This is a genomic window from Pseudarthrobacter sp. As-47 (assembly GCF_058215595.1).
Genome location: NZ_CM177088.1, coordinates 250,304 through 269,949, shown reverse-complemented (window position 1 = coordinate 269,949; position 19,646 = coordinate 250,304). Strand labels below are relative to the sequence as shown.

The 19,646-nt window shown below is 62.7% G+C and carries 20 protein-coding genes; 11 read left to right on the top strand and 9 right to left on the bottom strand.

Annotated features, from left to right (window positions below; all coding sequences use genetic code 11):
* The first annotated feature begins 2 nt into the window (after positions 1-2).
* A complete protein-coding gene (locus AC4BCK_RS01275; protein WP_251420665.1) occupies positions 3-1,004 on the top strand; it encodes a 3-hydroxyacyl-CoA dehydrogenase family protein in 1,002 nt (333 codons plus the stop codon).
* 596 nt (positions 1,005-1,600) lie between these two features.
* Here AC4BCK_RS01275 and AC4BCK_RS01270 read toward each other — a convergent pair.
* Positions 1,601-1,828, bottom strand: a complete 228-nt coding sequence (locus tag AC4BCK_RS01270) for a hypothetical protein (protein ID WP_363960425.1) — start codon at positions 1,826-1,828, stop codon at positions 1,601-1,603.
* Positions 1,829-2,201: 373 nt separating this feature from the next.
* On the opposite strand from AC4BCK_RS01270, the gene AC4BCK_RS01265 reads away from it, so the two are divergent.
* From AC4BCK_RS01265 to AC4BCK_RS01245, 5 genes are all read left to right on the top strand, one after another.
* The gene (locus tag AC4BCK_RS01265) at positions 2,202-2,759 is read left to right on the top strand and encodes a tyrosine-type recombinase/integrase (protein WP_363960428.1); all 558 of its coding nucleotides are present in this window, start codon (positions 2,202-2,204) and stop codon (positions 2,757-2,759) included.
* A complete protein-coding gene (locus tag AC4BCK_RS01260; RefSeq protein ID WP_363960422.1) occupies positions 2,756-3,040 on the top strand; it encodes a helix-turn-helix domain-containing protein in 285 nt (94 codons plus the stop codon). Before AC4BCK_RS01265 ends, AC4BCK_RS01260 begins: the two co-directional genes overlap by 4 nt.
* A gap of 615 nt (positions 3,041-3,655) precedes the next feature.
* A complete protein-coding gene (locus AC4BCK_RS01255; RefSeq protein ID WP_490566480.1) occupies positions 3,656-4,414 on the top strand; it encodes a hypothetical protein in 759 nt (252 codons plus the stop codon).
* Positions 4,407-4,598: a hypothetical protein gene (locus tag AC4BCK_RS01250; RefSeq protein ID WP_400602911.1), complete on the top strand. Its 192-nt coding sequence runs from the start codon at positions 4,407-4,409 to the stop codon at positions 4,596-4,598. The genes AC4BCK_RS01255 and AC4BCK_RS01250 overlap by 8 nt, the downstream gene beginning before the upstream one ends.
* 77 nt (positions 4,599-4,675) lie before the next feature.
* Positions 4,676-5,296 (top strand): hypothetical protein, encoded by a 621-nt coding sequence (locus tag AC4BCK_RS01245; RefSeq protein ID WP_490566479.1) that lies wholly within the window; start codon positions 4,676-4,678, stop codon positions 5,294-5,296.
* 123 nt (positions 5,297-5,419) lie between these two features.
* Here AC4BCK_RS01245 and AC4BCK_RS01240 read toward each other — a convergent pair whose 3' ends face one another.
* The 5 genes from AC4BCK_RS01240 to AC4BCK_RS01220 all read right to left on the bottom strand — a co-directional run bounded on the left by AC4BCK_RS01240 (position 5,420) and on the right by AC4BCK_RS01220 (position 10,415).
* Complete coding sequence (locus tag AC4BCK_RS01240) at positions 5,420-5,653, bottom strand: hypothetical protein (RefSeq protein WP_229748557.1); 234 nt, start codon at positions 5,651-5,653, stop codon at positions 5,420-5,422.
* 388 nt (positions 5,654-6,041) lie between these two features.
* A complete protein-coding gene (locus AC4BCK_RS01235) occupies positions 6,042-7,523 on the bottom strand; it encodes an NAD-dependent succinate-semialdehyde dehydrogenase (protein WP_490566478.1) in 1,482 nt (493 codons plus the stop codon).
* Positions 7,524-7,577: 54 nt separating this feature from the next.
* On the bottom strand, positions 7,578-7,901 hold the full coding sequence (locus tag AC4BCK_RS01230; protein WP_174179815.1) for an NIPSNAP family protein: 324 nt from the start codon (positions 7,899-7,901) through the stop codon (positions 7,578-7,580).
* 114 nt (positions 7,902-8,015) lie between these two features.
* Positions 8,016-9,143 (bottom strand): alcohol dehydrogenase catalytic domain-containing protein, encoded by a 1,128-nt coding sequence (locus AC4BCK_RS01225; RefSeq protein ID WP_174179817.1) that lies wholly within the window; start codon positions 9,141-9,143, stop codon positions 8,016-8,018.
* Positions 9,144-9,599: 456 nt separating this feature from the next.
* Positions 9,600-10,415 (bottom strand): N-acyl homoserine lactonase family protein, encoded by an 816-nt coding sequence (locus AC4BCK_RS01220; RefSeq protein WP_229748556.1) that lies wholly within the window; start codon positions 10,413-10,415, stop codon positions 9,600-9,602.
* A 163-nt stretch (positions 10,416-10,578) separates the two neighbouring features.
* Between AC4BCK_RS01220 and AC4BCK_RS01215 the strand changes: the two genes are divergently transcribed.
* The 3 genes from AC4BCK_RS01215 (at position 10,579) to AC4BCK_RS01205 (ending at position 14,842) form a co-directional block, all read left to right on the top strand.
* A complete protein-coding gene (locus AC4BCK_RS01215; RefSeq protein ID WP_400594938.1) occupies positions 10,579-12,486 on the top strand; it encodes a helix-turn-helix domain-containing protein in 1,908 nt (635 codons plus the stop codon).
* Positions 12,487-12,881: 395 nt separating this feature from the next.
* Positions 12,882-14,135, top strand: a complete 1,254-nt coding sequence (locus AC4BCK_RS01210; protein WP_490566887.1) for an IS256 family transposase — start codon at positions 12,882-12,884, stop codon at positions 14,133-14,135.
* A 140-nt stretch (positions 14,136-14,275) separates the two neighbouring features.
* Positions 14,276-14,842 (top strand): recombinase family protein, encoded by a 567-nt coding sequence (locus AC4BCK_RS01205; protein ID WP_251421525.1) that lies wholly within the window; start codon positions 14,276-14,278, stop codon positions 14,840-14,842.
* Positions 14,843-15,026: 184 nt separating this feature from the next.
* Here the strand turns inward: AC4BCK_RS01205 and AC4BCK_RS01200 are convergent, their stop codons facing one another.
* A complete protein-coding gene (locus tag AC4BCK_RS01200) occupies positions 15,027-15,242 on the bottom strand; it encodes a hypothetical protein (protein WP_217432796.1) in 216 nt (71 codons plus the stop codon).
* A 167-nt stretch (positions 15,243-15,409) separates the two neighbouring features.
* Here AC4BCK_RS01200 and AC4BCK_RS01195 point away from each other — a divergent pair, with 167 nt between their 5' ends.
* A complete protein-coding gene (locus tag AC4BCK_RS01195) occupies positions 15,410-15,604 on the top strand; it encodes a hypothetical protein (RefSeq protein WP_174181917.1) in 195 nt (64 codons plus the stop codon).
* A gap of 239 nt (positions 15,605-15,843) precedes the next feature.
* Here the strand turns inward: AC4BCK_RS01195 and AC4BCK_RS01190 are convergent, their stop codons facing one another.
* Complete coding sequence (locus tag AC4BCK_RS01190; protein WP_174181919.1) at positions 15,844-16,620, bottom strand: SDR family oxidoreductase; 777 nt, start codon at positions 16,618-16,620, stop codon at positions 15,844-15,846.
* Between the two features lie 72 nt (positions 16,621-16,692).
* Positions 16,693-18,174 (bottom strand): NAD-dependent succinate-semialdehyde dehydrogenase, encoded by a 1,482-nt coding sequence (locus AC4BCK_RS01185; protein WP_174181921.1) that lies wholly within the window; start codon positions 18,172-18,174, stop codon positions 16,693-16,695.
* Positions 18,175-18,324: 150 nt separating this feature from the next.
* Between AC4BCK_RS01185 and AC4BCK_RS01180 the strand changes: the two genes are divergently transcribed.
* Positions 18,325-19,638, top strand: a complete 1,314-nt coding sequence (locus AC4BCK_RS01180) for an MFS transporter (protein WP_174181923.1) — start codon at positions 18,325-18,327, stop codon at positions 19,636-19,638.
* The last annotated feature ends 8 nt before the right edge of the window (positions 19,639-19,646 follow it).

The window sequence follows — 19,646 nt, the reverse complement described above, 5'->3', positions numbered from 1 at the left end:
TCATGACCGAAAATTCATCCCACCCAACTATCGGTTCCAGCTCTGGCGCTCCCGGGGCCCGGAAGATCGCCATCGTGGGCTCCGGCTACATGGGCGGCGGGATCGCGCAGGTCCTGGCCTTGGGAGGTGCCCGCGTGGCTCTTTCCGATGTGTCCGCCGAGGTGGCCCAGGGAAACTACGACCGGCTCCTGGTTGAGTCCGACCAGTTCGTGTCCGATGGGCTGTTCCCTGCCGGTTCCACCGAGATCCTGAAACAGAACCTGTGGGCCGCGAAGGACATCGAGGAGGCCGTGGCGGACGCGGACTTCATCGAGGAGGCCGTCCCCGAAATCCTGGCCGTCAAGCACCAGACGCTGGCCCGCATCAGCGCCGCGGCCCGCCCGGACGCCATCATCGGCTCCAACACCTCCACCATTTCCATCGCCGAACTGTCCGCGCCCGTCAGCAACCCGGAACGGTTCCTGGGCGTGCATTTCTCGAACCCGTCGCCCTTCATTCCCGGTGTGGAGATCATCCCGCACGCCGGCACGTCCACCGCCACCGTGGGCGCGGTCCGCGAGCTGGTCCATGCCGCCGGCAAGCAGACCGCCGTGGTCAAGGACACCACCGGTTTTGTGCTGAACCGGCTGCAGTATGCGCTGTTCCACGAGGCGGCGCAGCTGGTGGAGCAGGGCATTGCGACGGCGGACGACGTGGACACCCTGGTCCGCACCACCTTCGGTTTCCGGCTGCCGTTCTTCGGGCCGTTCGCCATTGCCGACATGGCCGGGCTGGACGTGTACAACTTCTGCTACAAGTCCCTGCAGAAGGAGTTCCCGGAACGGTTCGCCACGCCTAAAACCCTGAGCGATCTGGTGGAGGCCGGGAAGCTGGGCACCAAGACCGGCGCCGGTTTCCTCAACGTGCCCGCGGAGCGTACCCCCGAGCTGATCGCCTACCGCAACAAGGCGTATGTCGCCATGCAGAAGCTGCTCGATGAGCTGGGGCCGGCGCCTATTGGGTGACGTGGGCGTCGCTGTTGCTGAGTGCTCGTGGTGTGGATCGATTTAGAATCCACGTCGATACACACCCGTAAGAGCTGAATGGTAGTCTGCCGTCGAAGAGGATAGATTCGGTTCCCTACGAAAGTTACGGAAAGCCTCATCCCTCCCCCGGTTCGGTCTACGAAACCGACCAGGAAGTCATCGAAGAGGCCGTGCGGCGGCTGCGTGAACTGGATGACACTCCCCTGCATCAGATGACCCCACTGTTCTATCAACACGGGTACGAGGAGCTGCGCATGATGATCAGTGAGCTGCTTCGCATTCTGGGAAGTAATCCGAGAGGTTAGCGGCAGGGCCAAAAGGGCGAATGAGTTGGCAGCCGATAACCGACGTTATGTAAAGTAGTACTCTGCGTATTGCATCAGATGAATCAATCGGCCCATCCCCCCAGAGCTGCATAGAGTTCTCCAACTTCCTTGAAATTCCGCGGAAAATGAAGCCTGTCGGGTTTGATGTACCGCCGCCTATGGCGTTCCTGGCGCCTGCAACGCCGAAGCTCGAAGCGATCGATACAAGACTCTGACCTGCGGTTTTGCCCTGATGATGCATTTAATGAATCATTGATTCAGGATTTGAGCACAAACTTCGACGGGACTGTGAGGCGAAAAATGGCGGTCGACGGGTCCGGGTGTGTGCTGCAGCTGAGCGGTGTTCAGCTGCTGCATCCCGAGGAACAGACGCTCGAGGACATGCTGACCGGCTGGCGCAACCAGCAGCTCTCCAGGAACCTTCAGTTCGCCACAATCGATAAAGGCATCGAGTGCGTCCGCCGGTTCGTGAACCATGTGAACGAGTTCCCGTGGAACTGGGCACCGGAGCATGTCGAGGAGTATTTCGGTGACCTCCGCTCGATCCACCAGCTGAAGCACTCTACTGTCCGCGGCTACCAGTCCACGCTGCGCCGGTTCACGTCCTACGTGTCGAACCCCGACTACGGCTGGGACCGGGTCTGCGAACAGCGCTTCGGCACACACCCGTCCCAGGTCTTCTTTGACTGGAACACCGCCACCCACACCCAGGAATACGAGGGACAGCCGTCCAAGCGGCCCTTTACTAAATCTGAACTGCAGATGCTGTTCGATCACGCCGACGACCAGGTCGAACTCATCGCGGCCTCAGGCAAGAAGGGCTGGCAGGGCGGCCTACCGGGACGCCGTGATGCTGAAAGTCGCCTACTCGTACGGGCTGAGGTTCAACGAGCTCAGGCACCTGCAAACCATCGACTTTGCGACCAACCCGCAGGCGCGAAGGTTCGGCAAGGCGGGCGTCTGCAAGGTCCGGTACGGGAAATCTCGCAAGGGCTCCCCGCACAAACCCCGCAGCGTCCTGACGGTCTTCGACTGGACCGCCGGCGTCGTCGAGGACTGGCTCGCCAACGGACGGGGCACGCTCGACACCCTGGACCTGTTCCCCAGCGAACGCGGCGGCCTGATCTGTGAATCCACCCTGCTGCGCCGGCTCCGGCGCTACCTCAATGAGTTGGGTTTGCCGATGGATGGCCTGGACCTGCACTCGCTCCGGCGCTCCTACGCAACGCACCTGCTCGAAGGCGGATGGGATCCTAGATTCGTGCAACATCAGATGGGCCACGCACACGCCTCCACCACAGGGATCTACCAGTTCGTCAGCGATGACTTCCGCAACACCACGCTCAAGGCTGCGCTGGACCGCACCATGGATGAAGTCCTGGGCGTGCAGATGCGGGGGCAGTGGTGAGGCGCCAAGTCGAATACAGGTGGCGGCTTTCCGAGCTGATGGCAGCACGGGGGCTTCACAACACCACCGACCTTATCCCTCTGCTGGCCGAGCGAGGCATCACCTTGTCCCGGCCACAGGTCTACCGGCTCGTCAACCAGAAGCCGGAACGTGTGGCACTGCAGGTCATCGCCGCGATCTGCGACATCTTCTCCTGCGGACCCGAGGACCTCATCACCGTCACAGCCGCCGACGTCCGCGCCCGCAAGACAGGAACCAGCGCCCCAACGTCGTTGACCTGAACCGCACCGTCAGACCACGACGGGCACGCATCATCGACGATGACCACTGACAAACCCGAAGGCCTCAGCCCCCGCAGCACCAGCCGCGGCCGGCCCCGCACCACCGGGACCGCGACGTGCGCACGTTGCGGCCGGGCCGCCGGCCGAACACGCGCCACCTGGCCCGAAGGCCGAATCTGCGGGCCCTGCTTCACCGCCGCCACCCGCACCACCGGGACCTGTCCGGATTGCGGCCAGCACAGACTTCTACCCGGACCACCGGACAGCAACGGAGGGCCCCGCTGCGCGCCCTGCGCCGGCATCCTCCATGACTTTCACTGCACCCGCTGCAATGTTGAAGGTGAGTTCTACCGACGCGGTATCTGCGCCCGCTGCGCCCTCCGGGAGGACCTCAATGAGCAACTGCTGACAGAATCTTCCGACCCCGAAACAGCCAGCAGAATTGTCGATGCCCTCTGCAAAGCAGACCGGCCTGAAAGCATCATCACGTGGAAGCGCTCCCCCAAAGTCCAAGCCCTCCTCCGCTCTCTATCGAGCGGGGAGACTCCGCTGACGCACGAAGGACTCGATGCCGCGGCTGAGTCAGCGAACCGCGAAGCCAATCACCTGCGCGCCTTGTTCATTCATCACGGACTCCTCCCCTACCAGGACCCGTATTTGGCCCGGTTCGAGACCTGGGTTGACGACAAGCTCCGCGACTTGTCCGAGGAGGTCGCCAAACCCGTCGCGCAGTTCGCCACCTGGCATCACCTCCGGCGCATCCGATCCATGACAACACCGGAGAAGAGTGCCCAGGCCCCGGTGCACTCCGCCAAACAGGAGATCACGGAGACCATCAAGTTTCTGGACTGGCTCTGGGAAACCCACCAGCGGACAGCGGCGAACTGCACCCCACAAGACATCGAAACCTGGCTCGCAACCGGTCCCACGACCAGAAAAGCCGTCCGCACCTTCATCGTCTTCATCAAGAACACCGGCACAAACCACCGAGTGGACATGGGCCACTACACAGCCAAGACCCGCCCCGCGATCACCCAGGACCAGCGCGTGGCCTGGCTCCGGGAACTGCTTACAGGCACCAGCGAGTCCCTGACCTACCGAGTCGCCGGCATCCTGCTGCTTCTCTACGCCCAGCCGCTCGTTCGGGTCGCCAAACTCCGGACCGACGCTATCGAAACCAATGAAAGCACCGGCAACATGTGGATCACCTTCGGCCCGCATCCAGTGCCCATTCCCGAACCTTTCGCCGACTTGCTTCGAGAGCACCTTAAAGGCCGTCCGAATCTCAGAACAGGATCAGACGCACAAAGCCCTTGGCTCTTCCCCGGGGACCCGGGCCGGACAACCACTTCACCCAAACGGCATCATGGATAGGCTCCGCAGCCTGGGCATCGACCTGCGCGGCGCACGAAACACTGCCCTGGACGAACACCTGTTAGTCTCACCGCCGCCACTGGTCGCCGACGCCCTCGGCTACAGCCATCAAATCGCGTTCCTCCACGCCGACGCAGCAGGCGACGCCTGGTCCCGCTACGTCAACCTCCGAACCAAACCATGACCTTCCCGCCGCAGCTCGGGCCACGACTACACGCACTTTCCTCCGCCACGACTGTCAGCCTGCGCTAGGCTCACACCATGACGGTGCATGGCCAGTTCCAAGGAGATCGAGCCCGCACGCCCGAAGAGGAGAAGTTCCTGAAGGAGCTCGCTCGCGGCATCGCCGGCTGGCCCCCGACGAACCCCAAGCTTGATTCCTTTAAAGTGTTCGCACGCATCAAACCGCTAGTCGTGATTCTGGACGTCCCTGGTATCGAGACGCCGGACGCGTGCACACTTCAGGTTGCGTACTGGCACGACGGACCCAGCGGCCGCACTTTGGAAGGTGAATGGGGAGATAGCCACGTCTTGGACAACCATGTCTACGACGGAGATGGCCTCACAATTATCGGCTTGGAGGAAGCGCCGGATACCTACGGCCACTTCGCAGCCAACTGGCTGGAACGTCAGCTTAAACGCCCCGTGGAACGGCTTGATTGGCTACAGGGTGGACAGGCCAAGGAGTCAACATGGCGCCTGCAAGACTCGGGAAAAAAAATTTGCCCGAAGTGGCCGGTCGTTGCGCCTTCCCTCCAAACAACCCGATCGCGTGCTCAAAGTTCGGTAGGGAGATTGGCTCTTCGGCTGCTATTTCCACTGACCAAACGGCCCTACCGCAGGATGAATACGCTCACTTTGAATCCGCAGGGATGCCAGTAGGAGCACGGACGGGCTGGTTGGCTGGGTTCGGGTTTGCCAAGCAGAACTCAACTGACGCCTCTCACCTGACAAAGTGCAGGGCAGGACCCCGCCGCCAACTTGTGCTCCACGACGTGGCGTAGATCAGGCAGGGGTCGATCCGATGCCGGCGCTGCTAACCCGGCCGATCTTAAGATCAGCCATGTCCAGCAAGCGCCGCCCGCCGGTCAGTTCGTCCATGATCCAGAACAGGCCGTGATCCGGGACCCTTTCGGTCACGCGCCCGCGGTGGACGAGGGAGCCCTTGTACCGGGCGGCGATGAGATCCCCGGCAGCGAGGTCATGGCAGGTATCAACAGTCTCTTCATTCATGGTCATGAGTCGCATCCTTTCCGAAGCGTTCCGCTCTCACAGAGTGCACGTTCAAGGTTGCACGAAAGTTTCCGCCGCAGGGTTTCTTCGTACTCACGTACGACCCAACTTCCCCAGTCCCGCTCCATTGGGCCGTAATGAGACCTCGCGACAACACGGTCGACTTGGCAATGCGGGCATTTGCTCTCTTCCGGTTTTGCTGCACTGACCATCGCAGGGGGAATAGTGCCGCTCCTCATCTGACCCCCTTGGTCCGGCTCAGAAGCGGCTTACAGACAAGTCCACTTTGCGGGGCGCCGGGGCAACCCGTGACTCCGGCAGGATGACGACGGAGCGCCTGTGCCAGAATCCTCGGGGTGGCACGGGCGGTCATTTTCCCATTGGCTGCTGACGACTAGCCGGCGTAGGGGTCGGCGATGCCGATGTACTGGGTGTAGAGGTATTCCTCGATGCCCTCGAGGCCTCCTTCGCGGCCCAGGCCGGACTGCTTGACCCCGCCGAAGGGGGCCGCGGCGTTGGAGACCACGCCGGCGTTCAGGCCCAGCATGCCGGTCTCGAGGCGTTCGCCCATCCGGATGCCCCGGTTGAGGTCCTTTGTGAAGACGTAGGCGACGAGTCCGTACTCGGTGTTGTTCGCCAGCCGGACCGCCTCGTCCTCGGTTGAGAAGGTGATGATCGGCGCGACCGGTCCGAAGATTTCCTCGGACAGGATCCGGGTGCCTTCGGTGACGCCCTTGAGGATCGTGGGCTGGTAGAAGTAGCCCGGGCCCTCGACGGCGGCGCCGCCGATCACCGCGACCGCACCCGCGGCCACGGCGTCGGTGACGAGCTCGTGGACCTTGTCGCGGCTCTTCGCGTCGATCAGGGGGCCCACCTTGGACTCCGCCTCGGTGCCCCGGGCCGTGGTCATGCCGGACATCTTCGCGGCGAACTTCTCCGCGAACTCGTCGGCGACGGAGTCGTGCACGATGAACCGGTTCGCCGCGGTGCAGGCCTCGCCCATGTTCCGCAGCTTCGCCAGCATTGCCCCGGCGACGGCGGCGTCGACGTCGGCGTCCTCGAAGACCACGAACGGGGCGTTGCCGCCCAGTTCCATGGAGGTGCGCAGCACGTTTTCGGAGGCATCGGAGAGCAGGCGGCGGCCCACCTCGGTGGACCCGGTGAAGGAAAGCTTCCGGAGCCGGGAATCCTTGATCAGCGGGCCGGTGGTGGCACCAGCGGTAGAGGTGGGGATGACGTTCAGGACACCGGCGGGCAGGCCGGCCTCCATCATGACGGCGGCGAACAGCTGCGAGGTCAGCGGGGTAAGATTCGCGGACTTCAGGACCATGGTGCAGCCTGCGGCGACGGCCGGGGCGATCTTGCGGGTTGCCATGGCCAGCGGGAAGTTCCACGGCGTGATCAGCAGGCACGGGCCCACCGGCTTCTTCGTCACCAGCAGGCGGGACTTCCCGTCCGGGGACACCGAGTAGCGGCCGAAGGCCCGCACTGCTTCCTCGGAGAACCAGCGCAGGAACTCCGCGCCGTAGGTGACCTCGCCGCGGGCCTCTGCCAGGGGCTTGCCCATCTCCAGGGTCATCAGCAGCGCGAAGTCCTCCGCGCGGGCCGTGACCATCTCGAAGGCCCGGCGCAGGATCTCCCCGCGCTCACGGGCCGGGACCTTCGCCCAGGACTCCTGCGCGGCGGCCGCCGCGTCCAGGGCGGCCGCCCCGTCCTCGGGCCCGGCGTCGGCGATGCTCAGCAGCACCTTCCCCGTCGAGGGGTCCTCCACCTCGAAGGTCTTCCCGGACACGGCCGGACGCCACCGGCCATCAATCAGCAGACCCGTCGGCACCGAGGCCAGCAGCTCGGCCTCACGCTGGGGAGTTGTTGTCATTGTTGTCTCCTAAGATCTTGACACCGGAGTGGGTCGTCGGCGGTGAGCCCTGTTCTACTGTGCGGGGCCAAGCGGCGAAAAATCCGTGGCGGTCAGGTACAGGGATGAGATGTTGTCGGTGAGTTCGCCATTCGCGACGGATGCTGCGCGCGCAGCCACCCACCTGGGATCGGTTTTAAACCCTTCCCAGTTTGATTCGGGGTCGCCCTCATGTCGCACCAGATAAATCAGGGTGTCCGGGTCTTCGTCGGATATCCAGTAGCCGATAGCTTGGATGCCGTGGTCGGGGAAAAGCCTGGTCGTGTGGGTGCGGAAGCGCTCCAGAAGCGCTCCCATCTTTCCCGCCGCGGCGTTGTAGGTCCGGAGCTCGAATGTCACGGTCGGTTTCCTGTCGTTGATGGCCGCAGAGGACTGGTGGCATCCCAATACCGGCCACCGGCAGGAGGGGGGACCTGCCGGTGACCGGTGTCGTTTTTGCCGGGACTGAGCCCTCTAGCTGGCGTGGTCGTGATCGGTGTTGAACATGATGACCTGTCGGACTGCTTTCCCGTCAGCCAACTGGTCCATGGCCTGGTTGATATCGGCCAGGGCGATGCGGGTGGTGATGAGTTCTTCGACGGGTAGCTTTCCCTCCCGCCAGAGCTGGGCATATTTCGGGATGTCTCGCGACGGTACGGCGGATCCGAGATAGCTGCCGATGATCGTCCGGGCTTCGGCGGTGATGGTCATGGGCGGGATCTGCGCGCGGGCGTCCGGTGAGGGCAGTCCAGCAGTGATGGTCGTTCCGCCTACCGCGGTTGCGGCAAATGCAGTTTCGAAGGCCTTCGGATTACCCGCGCATTCGATGACGTATTTGGCCTTTATTCCCTGCTCGAGCACCTGCTGTGGGGTGTAGGTTTCGTGGGCGCCGAGGCGGCGGGCGTGCTCTAGTTTCTCTTCGAGCGTGTCCACGGCGACGATGCGCGAGACGCTTTGGGAGACAGCCGTGATCAGCGCAGCCATGCCGACGCCACCAAGGCCGACGATCATGATGCTGTCTTCAGGTTTGGGGCGCGCTGCGTTTAGCACGGCGCCGCCGCCGGTAAGGACGGCGCACCCAAGAACGGCGGCAATATCCGGGGGAACGTCATCCGCGACGGGTACGGCGGAGGCCCTGTCCACGACGGCATGGGTGGCGAAGCCTGAAACGCCGAGGTGATGGAAGATTCTCTCGCCGTCCCGGGTGAGGTGCATGGATCCATGCAGCAAGACACCTTCACCGTTGGCTTTGGAGCCTTCGCTGCAGGGCAACCGGCCATCTTCGGCACAGTTGGCGCACTGCTCGCACCTGGGGAGGAAAGACATGACCACACGTTGGCCCGGCCGCAAGTCGTCGACTTCCGAGCCGACCTCCACAACACGTCCTGCCGCTTCGTGTCCGAGCAGCATGGGGACTGGGCGAACCCGGTTACCGTCGACAACGCTCAAATCCGAGTGACAGATCCCTGCGGCTTCGAGCCGCACGAGGATCTCGGTGGGCCCGGGGTCTCCGAGCTCCAGCTCGGAGATGGTGATAGGCCGGGATTCGCTGAAGGGGCGGGGACGGCCGATTTCTTCAAGAACTGCGCCGGTGATCTTCATTTGTCCGCTTCTTTTCGGTCTGTCTGTTTACTTTGTCCAGCCCCATTCCGCGGAGGCGCCGCGGGTTTGAAGGTTGCTTCCGCAACTTGACTTGCCAGAGGGTCTCCAGCTCTCAAGGGGGCGTTCGCGAATACTCCTTCGTGGGCGAGGACGGGTCTGCGGTCCCCGGCCAGTTCCGGGTATTTTTCTTCGAGCTTTTCCCGTTTGGACATCAACCCATGCCATCCGCGAACCGTCTCCGGGTCTCCCCGCCGGATTCCGTGCCACGTGTTGGGCATCTGTTCGCGGGAGGGACCAGGGTCTGCGGTGCCGGACAGCCTCACGGCCGCCGGAACCCTGCCTGTCGCAGCGCCGCATTCACGACAGGGCGGTGTGTCGTCGAACATCGACTGCAGGGCGGCTTCGAAGCGGTGGCCGTCGGCGCATTTCACGTCGTAAAGGATCATGGCCCGCCGCTTAGGAGTAATAACCGTCGGGCGCGAACTTGAGCGTTTTTCGCTGCTCCGGATCATGGCCGAAAATGACATCCGCGTTGGTGCGTTCGGCAATGCCGCGCAGCTTTTCCACGGATTCGAGCCACTTAAGGTTGTCCCATACGATCGCGGCGCCGACAGCGGGCGGACCCCAGCTGGCTCCGAGATAGACGGCGTCGGAGGTGAAGATCTTGGTGCCATCGTTGGGAAGATCGACCTGCAGCGACATGGTGCCCCAGGTGTGGCCAGGGGTGGCGATCACACTCACACCCGGAAGGATCTCTGCGTCGCCGGCAACCGGTTCCAGGTTAAGACCATCGAAGTCCGAAACCAGGTGAGCGCCCTGGAAGGCGCCGGAGATGCCCTTGACGCCCTCGATTTCATCGATGCTGGCGATAATCCGGGTCTTGCCGTTGTCGAACATTTTCGCGTTCGCCGCGTGGTCGAAATGAAGATGCGAAAGGACCAGGATATCGATGTCGCTCGGTTCCAGTTCCAGCTCGGCCAGTGCCGAATCAAGGTAGCCCGGACCGGAGGGGTCTTCCTTGACAGGAAAGAAGTCCTGGAACCCTGTTGGCGCCCAGCGCGTCTCCCAATCGCGGGGCACTCCCGTGTCCCAGAGCACCCGACCTTCGGGATGCTCGATGAGCACCGCGTGGGTGGGGCAATCACCCCAGGCCGGAGGTGCGCTCTTGTGGTTGCGGTCCATGATTGTTGTCCCGCCTTTGAGCAACAGCCAGGTGTGATCGGTCTCCATCACCCCGCTGGAGAGTACATGCAGTTTCATATCGTCGCCCATGACGATCCTTTCTGTAGGGAATCCGTTTCATCGAGACTATGGGCTGCGCCACACGCTACCTATATCGCTTATGACTATTGTTCGAAGAGAAAGTTGTGCTTGGTGCACATGCATCTTGTACCGTGATCGGAAGATAGGGACGAGGCCCACAAGTATGAAGACCATGGGTATATGGCTGGAGCGCATCGAAGCAGGGATTACTGATGAAAGCCTGGCGAAGGCGTTGCAAGAGGCGCTCGACAGGCATGAAGTAACCGACAGCGCAGCACGGGCTGCCCTGAGCATCAATGCCCGGCTCCGTGAGCGGCGACAACGCGAGGACCTGCTCCGGGCGCTCCATGACACCGCGACGGATCTGACGGGAATCAGGGACGTTGAGGCGGTTTTGCTGGCGATCGTGAAGCGCACCCGCATCCTCGCCGGAAGCGACATGGCGTACATCAGTCTTAACGACTACGAACGACACGAGACGTACATCAGGAAATCCGATGGCGTTGCCACAGAGGATTACCGAACCATCCGGATGCCGATTGGAACCGGCGTGTTGGGGAAAGCCGCAGCCGGGCTCTCGCCGTATCAGACCGAGGACTACCTCACCGACCTCGCCATCTCGCATCTGCCGCATATCGACAACATCGTCGGCAAAGAGGGAGTGCGCGCGATACTCGGGGTTCCGTTGCACCTTTACGGCAAGGTCATCGGCGCACTTCTTATCGCGGACAGGATGCCCCGGGTATACGGGCCGGAGCTCGTTGACCTGGTGGATGCGATCGGCAAGCATGCCGCCGTCGCGATCGACAATGCGCAGCGCTTCGCGGAAGCCACCTCCGCCCTGCAACGGCTGGGAAACGAAAACCGCACCCGGCTCGAAGAGATGGGCGGCCTTCAGAGACTCATCGACCTCGACGAACGATTCATTGAGGTCGTGGTCCGCGGGAGCGGCCTTGAAGGATTTGCCGCCCTCTCCCGGCAGATCCTGGGCACAGACATACTGGTACTCGATCCTGCTAACGGCATCCTGCAGGAAGAGCCCCTGGAATCGCTGCATCCGGGTACCGCCCCGCTTGGTGCACTGCTCAGAGGCGCGGGTGAGCAAGCGATGTTCGAATCGACTGTTGCCCAAGCGGTGGCCACCGGGCGCCCACACATCTTCGTCACCAATAATGAAGAACTGGTCCTGGTCCCAGCCCAAGCAGGCCCGAAGCATTTGGCCACCCTCGTCGCCCGCGGCCCGCTGAACGGAAGCCAACGCTCCATCGCCGAAAGACTGGCAGTCTTCCTCACAGTCCTACGGCTCTTTGACCAGGCCACACACGATTCGGCGCAACGGCTTCAGTTCGAAGTCCTCGATGACCTCCTCTCTGACCGAGACGTCCCACTGGACCTCATCCAGCAAAGGACTGCACGCTTTGGAGTACGGCCCAACGGAGAAATGACGGTCGCCGTCTTCGATTCCGCCGGCGCAGACTACGCCCGCGTCGAGAAAACCATCCGTGAGGGCCTTGGCCCGGCAAAGGCACTTATCGCCCGCCGAGGATCCCGCATATGTGTCCTGGTCTCCGGCAGCAAAACCCTCACCGAAGCGGTGATGGCCAAACTGAAGGAAAGTGGAATTCCCGCCACCGCCGGACACGCCAGCACTACCGACGGACTGGCCGGTGTAAAAAGGGCGAACCATCAGGCTGAACTAGCCTTGTCCAGCCTGCTGGTCCTGGAACGACGCGGCGAGCTCCTGGACGGAGACCAGCTCGGGCATTTGGGACTGCTGCTCGCCGCCGTCCACTCCACCGGAGCCCAAGAGAGCCTCTACTCACAGATCCAGCCGCTCATCGACCACGACAGTGAACACAACACCAAACTGACCCGGACAGCCTGGACGTTCCTGGAAGCACACCACAACCTGGCACGAACTGCTGAAAGCCTCTTCATCCACCGCAACACCGTCAAACAGCGCCTCGAACGCATCGCTCTCCTGCTCGGCGAAGACTGGCTCGACGCCACACGTCAACTCGACAACCATCTGACCCTCAGGATCTGGCACCTGAAAACCACCGGCAATGCATCCCGCTAAGGCATTGCATCCCGCTAACATGTCACCGACGCTCTATTCCCCACTTAGCGTAGAGAACAGCATGCCTGGATTCCGTTCCTGCGAGCGAGCCCGGGCCAGGTCTTCTCTACGAGGAACCAGCCCGGCAAGAGAGCCCCCACGGCGGCAGGACTCTGAAGCACTCGGACATTAACCTGTGCAGCCACACATAGGAGTGCCCACAATTATGGTTCGTCACACCTATGCCCACTCTGCTGCACCGACAACACTGAATGTAGCGATTGCGGTCACCGATGACGCAAGAAATTGGCAAAGGAGCTAACTCAATGGGACTGTCTGAATAACGGTGTGTGGAGTCCGGCCTGATCCGAAAGGAGACGGCCGTGTCAGAGTCCACGTCCGAGATGGCAGGGGTGATGATCGATCCTGTGACGGGAGAGATCATCGATCAGAAGGAGCTTGCGGAGCGGTTGCTCGCGCAGGCCAAGGAACAGGGCGTGAGCCTGGTAGGCCCGGGCGGGCTGCTGAACCAACTCACGAGAAATGTGCTGGAGACCGCTCTGGAAGCCGAGCTGACAGAGCACCTCGGCCACGAGCACGGCCAGACACCGATCGCAGCCAACATGCGCAACGGCACCAGGTCAAAGACCGTGTTGACCGAGATCGGTCCGGTCGAGATTGAGGTGCCCCGGGATCGGGACGGGTCGTTCGAACCGGTGATCGTGCCCAAGCGGAAACGGCGTCTGGACGGGATCGACCAGATCGTGCGCTCCCTCTCTGCCCGGGGGCTGACGACCGGGGAAATCGCCGCCCACTTCGAGGAGGTCTACGGGGCCAGAGTCTCTAAAGACACCATCAGCCGCATCACGGAGAAAGTCGCCGGAGAACTGGCCGAATGGTCGGCCCGGCCTTTGGATCCGATCTATCCGGTGCTGTTCGTTGATGCGGTCGTGGTCAAGGTCCGTGACGGGCAGGTGCGCAACACCCCGTTCTACGTCGTTATGGGCGTCACCACCAATGGGGAGCGGGAGATCCTGGGCATCTGGGCCGGCGACGGTGGCGAGGGTGCCCGGTTCTGGCTGCAGGTCTTCTCGGAGCTGAAGAACCGGGGCGTGGAAGATGTGCTGATCGCCGTCTGCGACGGGCTCAAAGGCCTGCCGGAGGCGATCACGACCACGTGGGAGCGGACGGTGGTGCAGCAGTGCATCGTGCACCTGATCCGCAACAGCTTCCGCTACGCCGGACGCCAGCACCGCGACGGCATCGTCAAGGCGCTCAAGCCGGTCTACACGGCCCCGTCCGAGCAGGCGGCGAAGGACCGGTTCGCCGAATTCACTGCCGAGTGGGGCCAGCGGTATCCGGCCATCGTACGGCTCTGGGAATCCTCCTGGGCCGAATTCGTGCCCTTCCTGGAGTACGACGTGGAGATCCGACGGGTCATCTGCACGACGAACGCGATCGAGTCGATCAACGCACGCTACCGAAGGGCGGTGAGGGCCCGCGGGCACTTTCCGAACGAGACCGCTGCCCTGAAATGCCTATACCTGGTCACCAGATCTCTTGATCCAACCGGCGGTGGCCGTGCACGCTGGGTGATGAGGTGGAAGCCTGCGCTAAACGCGTTCGCTATTACCTTCGCTGGCCGGTTCGAAAGAACCACTCAACAATGAAAACCGGCCGGACTCCACACACCGTTTATCGGACAGTCCCATGAGCTACACCCCAACCTGACAAGTTCGCGGTTGGTCTTGACTTCTTTCTGAGAGAAGCCTAGAACTCAACCTGACGGGTTCAAGGTTGGAGGCGATCAGTGGCCGGACAGCGGATCGGATACGTGCGGGTGAGCACGCTGGATCAGAACGAGAAACGCCAGCTCGAGGGCCAGGTTCTGGACCGGGTCTTCACGGACAAGGCCTCCGGCAGGGACACCGCAAGGCCAGAGCTTACGGAGTTGCTGCGGTTCGCCCGGGATGGGGACACCGTAGTGGTTCACAGCATGGACCGGCTAGCCCGGAACCTTGATGACCTGCGTGCCTTGGTCCAAAACCTCACGCGCAAAGGTGTGCGGGTGGAGTTCGTTAAAGAGAGCCTGGTCTTCACCGGCGAGGACTCCCCCATGGCAAACCTCATGCTCTCCGTTATGGGAGCCTTTTCTGAATTCGAACGCTCCCTCATCAGGGAACGCCAGCGGGAAGGGATCGCGCTGGCCAAGCAGCGCGGTGCCTACAAAGGACGGAAAAAGACGCTCACCCCGGAACGGGCGGCCGAACTCGTTGAGCGCGCCGGCAGCGGTGTTCCAAAGGCCCTCCTTGCCCGTGATTTTGGGATCAGCCGGGAAACGGTCTACCAGTACCTCCGCCAGGCCAAACTCTCGTAAGCCCTCCCCCGCCTGCGCCGTCCATGTGCAATAGCCTGTGCGGCGCCGGCTTGACGGAATCACCATTATCGGCGCTTCGAAAAGCCCTGAATCACAGGGGAGAAGCGTCTTTCCCAACCTCTCGAAGGGGCGGATGCCCGACCCCATCTGTTCGCCGATTCGTCTCTCGGGCCTGCGGGTTGCCTTACCAGTTCTGATATTCGCGGGTCAGGCCGAAGGGCACGTCATCGCTAAGGCCGACCGTGAACGCGTAGTAGTCATGCCTCGTTACCAGGATTCCTTGGCGCCCTTCATGCAATGCCCGCGTCCTCGCGACAGCCACGGCTTCGTCGAGTCCGCTTTCCATCCCGGCACGGTCGGTTGCAATCACGGTGATTGGGAGGTCAATGGTTCTTTGCATGGTCCGGCTTTCTCGGGTCTCGATTGTGAGGGCGCTCTCGCGGGCCGCCGCTGCCTCTGACCGCCCCACGATGGCACCTGTAGCAAGCTCATCATTGCCCTGCCAACCTGCTGGTGGCTGCCCCTCGATGAAGCTTCGTGAACGCCTGTGCCAGCAAGGGAAACGCTGTGCCCTTGTTTTGGACGCAGACCGAGATTGATCCGCACGCGGCCGGGGACGCCGAAGCACGCGTTCCCCGGCGCCACAAGGAGGCCAAACTCCTCCGCGATGCTGCCGCACCACGCATCCACATCGGGAACGTCCACTTCGGGAAAAGCGGTCGTGCCGCCGTGGGCCGGGTCGATGCGGGCGATGGTGGTTAGTTCCCCCAGTGTGACCGGGGCTATGGCGTTTGACCCTAAGACGAGCGGAGCGAGCGATTCGTAGGGCGCTGATCATTCGGCATGGCCGAAAGGTCGGTAAAGGTCGGTTGGCAAGGCGATCTTCTTTGAAGCCGGTGGACGGGCTCGATCGTCGGCGCAGGCGCTCTCTCCCCCACCCGGTGTGGTGGGGGAGAGAGCGCCTGTGCCTGACCCGCGAAAACTAAGGAAACCGGACGAGATCATAAGCTCCGAACCAGCCCACCGTCGCAGCGAAGCGCTGTGCCCGTGACATAGGAGGCAAAACCGCTGCACAGAAAAGCCGCCGTCGCTCCGAATTCCTCGGTGCTTCCGTAACGCCCCGCCGGGATGGACGCACGTGATTCTGCCTCAATGACGTCAACGCTGACTCCGCGTCGTCGGGCTGCGGCAAGGTCAAGGCCTCGGGTCCGCTCTGTCGCGATTCGCCCCGGAAGCAGCATGTTGACTGTGACATCGTCCGAAGCCACCTCCGCCGCGAGCGTTTTCAGATACCCGGCCAAGGCGGCCCGGCCGGTGTTGGACAGCGCCAGATTCGGCAATGGGGCGGCCACACCGCTTGAGCCTATTGCCAGAATCCGGCCCCAACGACGATTTCTCATGCCTGGCAGAAGGCTGCTCACGAGTGCGTGCGGGGGCCGAAGCAAGAGATCAAACGCGGAGGACATATCTGCACTGGTGAGGCCGGCCGCTGTTCCCGGGGCCGGCCCGGGTCCGTTGAGCACGAGGATGTCCACGGACCCAAAGCGAGCGTTGGCGGCGGTCACAGCCGCGGTGAGGCCGTCATGCGTGCACAGATCGGCTTCAACGCCGATCGCTGCGGATGGCAACTCTGCTGCGATCCTTCTGGCCTCCTCGCCCCGTCGGCCCGTGATAACCAGGTTCGCGCCTTCATAGGCCAATGCCGAGGCGACGGCCAATCCCAGGCCCCCGGTAGACGCCGCCACGAAGGCTGTCTTCCCCTCAATGCCGAGATCCACTAGGAGGCCCGCCGCGCCCGAGGCAATGCAGGGATGCGTCCTGAAGCGTTCACGTAGCTTGTCTCCTTGGTGTTAGAGGGTCAGGGCGATGTATTTCATGTCCTGGTATTCCTCGATACCTGTAGGTCCGCCTTCGCGGCCAAGACCTGATGACTTGATACCGCCGAACGGTGAGGCCGCCTCGGAAATAATCGCGCGGTTGATGCCCACCATTCCTGTCTCCAAGCGTTCGGCCGCCCGCATCGCCTTGCTGAGATTCTGGGTGTACAGGTAGGCCACAAGCCCGTACTCGGTGTCGTTCGCCATGTCGATGGCGTCGTCGTCGGAATCGGCCGCATAGAGAACAGCGACGGGACCAAAGATTTCCGCTCGCGCGATCGTGGAGCCCGGAGCCACCCCGTCGATGACGGTGGGCTCCATAAAGAAGCCTTCCCCTTCGATCGCGTGGCCGCCCGCGAGAACATTTGCCCCCTCGCCCTTGGCCGTTTCCAGGAGTTCCAGCACGGAGTCCCGCTGCTTGCCGTCGACGAGCGGACCCACGGTGGTTCCGGCGGCCGTGCCGGCGCCGACACGCAGTTCGGCCACACGCTTCAGGAAGCTTTCCCGGAAGGCAGGCAGTACGTCCTTGTGAACGATGATCCGGTTGGCCGCGACACAGGCCTGGCCGGCATTGCGGAACTTCGCGGTGACCGCCCCCTCCGCGGCTGCCTCGACGTCGGCGTCCGAGAGGACCAGGAATGGCCCGTTGCCGCCCAGCTCCATGGAGGATGCCATGACGTTGTCCGCCGCCTGCTTCAGCAGGGCCGTACCGACTCCGGTGGAGCCCGTAAAGCTGACCTTGCGCAGGCGCCGGTCGCTCATCAAGGCCGCAGACTGTGCCCCTGACTTGCTGGTGGTGACGAGGTTGACGACGCCATCAGGGATACCGACCGAACGCAGGACCTCCACGAAGAGGTGCATCGTCAGCGGGGTCTGGGATGCCGGCTTGATGATCACAGTGCAGCCGGCAGCCAGGGCCGCTCCGACTTTCCGGGTTCCCATGGCGAGAGGGAAATTCCACGGCGTGATCAGCAACGACGGACCCACTGGCTGGTAAGTCGTTATTATCCGGTAATCACCATCAGGCGCGGGCCCGTAATTGCCGGTCTGGGACGGTACCTGTTCGGAAAACCAGCGGAGAAACTCTGCCGCGTACGCCACTTCGCCTCTGGCCTCAGCCAAGGGTTTGCCCATTTCGGTCGCCATCGTCCATGCGAAATCTTCCGTGCGGGCGATGACGGCGTCAAAGGCCTTACGCAGGAGCTCGGCCCGAACGCGCGGCTTGGTCAGTCCCCACGCCTCCTGCGCCGCGGAGGCGGCGTCGAGGGCCTCTGCCGCGTCTTTGAGTGAGGCGTCCGAGACGGCTGCGAACTCTTCGCCGGTGGCCGGGTTCACCACCGGGATGTGTGCCTCGTCCTGCGCGGGCCGCCACTCTCCATTGAGGAAGAGGCCTGTGGGGATGCTGAAAGTACCGTGATCGGCGGTGAGCTTGGTGGTGCTTGGGATCTCAACCATGTGATTCCTCTGCTCCTGTTGAAGGTGTCAAGTCTGCAAATTGAAGGCGCACAGCCACGAAATATGCTGCTGCGGTTGACTTACATGTTACATGCAGCCATTCTGTGTGAGGTAATTAACTTTCCAGCACCGAAAGGCAACGGGGCCTCCATGAGTACCAAGACAAGTTCAGCCAGCGCTATTCCCCGGAGAGTGGCAGCGGCTTCGATGATCGGCACCACCATTGAGTGGTACGACTACTACATCTTCGGCACAGCCGCCGTACTGGTCCTGAACAACCAGTTTTTTCCCACGCTCGATCCGGCAGCGGCCACCCTCGCGTCCCTTGCCACGTTCGCTGTAGCCTTCGTTGCCCGCCCGTTCGGCGGCGCCATCTTCGGGCATTTCGGCGACAAGTACAGTCGCAAGAAGATGCTCGTGTGGTCCCTCCTGGTGATGGGTGCATCAACCTTTATCGTCGGCCTCCTGCCGAACTACGACGCGATCGGCATTGCTGCGCCGATCATCCTCGTTGCCCTGCGCTTCCTGCAGGGCCTTGCCGTCGGCGGTGAATGGGGCGGCGCGGTGCTCATGGCACTCGAGCACGCTCCGGCAAACCGCCGCGCCTTTTACGCCTCGTGGACCCAGTGCGGCGTACCCGCGGCCCTCGTGCTCTCCAGCGGCATCTTCTTCCTCATGCAGAAGACGCCGCCGGAGTTCTTCAACACCTGGGGCTGGCGCATCCCGTTCCTCCTCTCGGCACTGTTGATTGTGGTCGGACTCTTCATCCGGCTGCGCGTCTCCGAATCGCCGGAGTTCCTCAAGATGAAGTCGGAGGAGAAAGACGTCCGGGTTCCTTTCCTCGAAGTATTCCGGAGCGCCAAGAAGCCGCTCATCCTCGGCTCCCTGGCCATGGCCTCGCCGAACATCATCTTCTACATCTGTTCGGTCTACATGCTCAGCTACGGCCCCGGAGTCGTCGGGGTCAGCCGGGACGTCATCTTCCTCTCCGTTATCTTCGCCGCCTTTATCCAGGTCTTCACCATCCCCCTGGTCGCTACAGTGGCGGACAGGCTCGGCAAGAAGAAGATCCTCCAGGCCGGCGCCCTGGCCGTCGCGCTTCTGGCCTACCCGGTATTCCTGCTGGTCGACACGGGTGAGACCCTCCTGATCGTCCTGGCCATGGTTCTCGCCCTGCCCGTGGCCCATGCCATGGCGTACTCCGTCATTGCCAGCTTCATCCCCGAGCTTTTCGAGCCGGAAGTCCGCTTCACAGGTGCCTCACTGGCCTACCAGATCGGCGGCATCATCACCTCGGCACCGGCCCCCTTCCTGGCCGCCCTGCTTTACACGGAAACAGGCGCGTCCTGGGGCATTGCGCTGTACATCGCCGGGGCTGCCCTCATCGGGCTGCTCGCGATCACCCTCGGCAAGGAACGCAAGGGCGCCACCGCCCCCAAGGTCGAAGAACTCACGCACACCTAAAAGATCTG

Bases quoted from the DNA above. Each gene is read 5' to 3' on its own strand.
- AC4BCK_RS01275 (WP_251420665.1), top strand. From the start codon at position 3: ATGACCGAAAATTCATCCCACCCAACTATCGGTTCCAGCTCTGGCGCT.
- AC4BCK_RS01270 (WP_363960425.1), bottom strand. From the start codon at position 1,828: ATGGTTCACGAACCGGCGGACGCACTCGATGCCTTTATCGATTGTGGC.
- AC4BCK_RS01265 (WP_363960428.1), top strand. From the start codon at position 2,202: ATGCTGAAAGTCGCCTACTCGTACGGGCTGAGGTTCAACGAGCTCAGG.
- AC4BCK_RS01250 (WP_400602911.1), top strand. From the start codon at position 4,407: ATGGATAGGCTCCGCAGCCTGGGCATCGACCTGCGCGGCGCACGAAAC.
- AC4BCK_RS01245 (WP_490566479.1), top strand. From the start codon at position 4,676: ATGACGGTGCATGGCCAGTTCCAAGGAGATCGAGCCCGCACGCCCGAA.
- AC4BCK_RS01240 (WP_229748557.1), bottom strand. From the start codon at position 5,653: ATGACCATGAATGAAGAGACTGTTGATACCTGCCATGACCTCGCTGCC.
- AC4BCK_RS01235 (WP_490566478.1), bottom strand. From the start codon at position 7,523: ATGACAACAACTCCCCAGCGTGAGGCCGAGCTGCTGGCCTCGGTGCCG.
- AC4BCK_RS01225 (WP_174179817.1), bottom strand. From the start codon at position 9,143: ATGAAGATCACCGGCGCAGTTCTTGAAGAAATCGGCCGTCCCCGCCCC.
- AC4BCK_RS01220 (WP_229748556.1), bottom strand. From the start codon at position 10,415: ATGGGCGACGATATGAAACTGCATGTACTCTCCAGCGGGGTGATGGAG.
- AC4BCK_RS01215 (WP_400594938.1), top strand. From the start codon at position 10,579: ATGGGTATATGGCTGGAGCGCATCGAAGCAGGGATTACTGATGAAAGC.
- AC4BCK_RS01210 (WP_490566887.1), top strand. From the start codon at position 12,882: ATGATCGATCCTGTGACGGGAGAGATCATCGATCAGAAGGAGCTTGCG.
- AC4BCK_RS01200 (WP_217432796.1), bottom strand. From the start codon at position 15,242: ATGCAAAGAACCATTGACCTCCCAATCACCGTGATTGCAACCGACCGT.
- AC4BCK_RS01185 (WP_174181921.1), bottom strand. From the start codon at position 18,174: ATGGTTGAGATCCCAAGCACCACCAAGCTCACCGCCGATCACGGTACT.
- AC4BCK_RS01180 (WP_174181923.1), top strand. From the start codon at position 18,325: ATGAGTACCAAGACAAGTTCAGCCAGCGCTATTCCCCGGAGAGTGGCA.